This is a genomic window from Mesorhizobium sp. M7A.F.Ca.US.005.03.2.1, from assembly GCF_003997795.1.
Taxonomy (GTDB): domain Bacteria; phylum Pseudomonadota; class Alphaproteobacteria; order Rhizobiales; family Rhizobiaceae; genus Mesorhizobium; species Mesorhizobium ciceri.
In genome coordinates, this window is sequence record NZ_RZRP01001223.1 from 1 (window position 1) to 1,342 (window position 1,342).

General features: G+C 64.8%; 1 protein-coding gene and 1 pseudogene. Both read left to right on the top strand.

What is annotated here, in order from left to right:
- On the top strand, positions 1-729 hold a 729-nt coding region (locus EN991_RS36470), incomplete at its 5' end, for an ImuA family protein (protein ID WP_206519333.1).
- Positions 641-1,121 (top strand): annotated as a pseudogene (locus tag EN991_RS36475) (DNA polymerase Y family protein); the annotation flags it as partial. The gene EN991_RS36470 and the pseudogene EN991_RS36475, both read left to right, overlap by 89 nt.
- Between the last annotated feature and the right edge of the window lie 221 nt (positions 1,122-1,342).

A 1,342-nucleotide genomic window follows, 5' to 3' on the forward strand; every position in this document is an offset into this window, starting at 1 on the left:
CATCGAAATCGCATTGCGCGTCTCGAAGGCGGCAATACGCGCGAAAGAGTGGTGCTCCCCTTCGGCATTTCCTTTATCGACAGCCACCTGCCTGGGGGCGGTGTGGCACTTGGCGCGCTCCATGAAGTTGCCGGTGGTGGCAATGGAGCGCTCGATGGCGCCGCCGCGTCGCTTTTTGCGGCGGGCATTGCGGCCAGAACCCAAGGCAAGGTGCTGTGGTGCGTGACGCGCCAGGATCTGTTTGCGCCGGCAATCGCCCAGGTCGGACTTCACCCCGACCGGGTGATCTATGTCGAAGCCGGTGACGACAAATCCTTGCTCGCCTGCTTCGAAGAAGGTTTGCGGCATGTCGGGCTTGGGGCTGTGGTTGCCGAAGTTGCCCGGCTCTCGATGACGGCGTCGCGACGTTTACAGCTAGCATCGGAAGGCTCCGGCGCGATGGGCATCGCGATCCGCCGCTGGCGCCGCCAGACCGAAGCCGCCGATTTCGGGCAGCCGACGGCGTCTGTTACGCGCTGGCGGGTTTCTGTCTTGCCGTCGCGACCGCTTCCCGTGCCAGGCGTCGGCCGGGCACGATGGCAACTTGAATTGATCCGATCACGTGGAGGGGAAACGCTCGATATCGAAGTGGAGGCTTGTGATGCAAAGGGTCGACTCGCTCTTCCTTCCAAGCTGGTCGACCGACCGGCTCAGAAGGAAATTGGGCGACGTCTCGCCGCCACCGGATAGACCCTTGGTGCTGGTCGGGCAGCAAGGCAACCGTCGCTTGGTGGTAGCAACAGATCGCGCGGCTGTGGAAGCGGGCCTGCGGGTGGGAATGCCGGCGACGAAGGCACAGGCGCTCATTCAGGGGCTGGCGGTCATGGAGGCCGAACCCGATGCCGACGCGGAGGCATTTGAGCGTTTGGCCCTGTGGGCCTTGCGGCGCTACGCGCCGATTGTCGCCCCAGATCCTCCCGACGGATTGGTCATGGATACCACGGGCGCCGACCACCTTCATGGCGGCGAACAGTTAATGCTGGCCGATATGGTCGAACGTCTCAGCCAGGTCGGCTTCTCGGCGCGCGCAGCGATAGCGGATAGCTGGGGTGCTCTGGGGTGCTGCTCATGCGGTGGCGCGATACGTCAAGCGAACCGTCAGCGTGGTCGCCGTCAATGCAACCGTCGACGCCATTCGTCCTCTGCCCATCGCGGCACTGCGGTTGGCCGAGGGGGGCGAACCCTTCGATATCGCCGCCGAGTAAGCGCGACGGCCGGAGCCGCCGCGCGGTTCCGGCCAGTTTTCTGTTGGAGAATTTTCCGGCCGCGCCATTGGCGCGGCCGGGGACCTCGACCTAAGAAC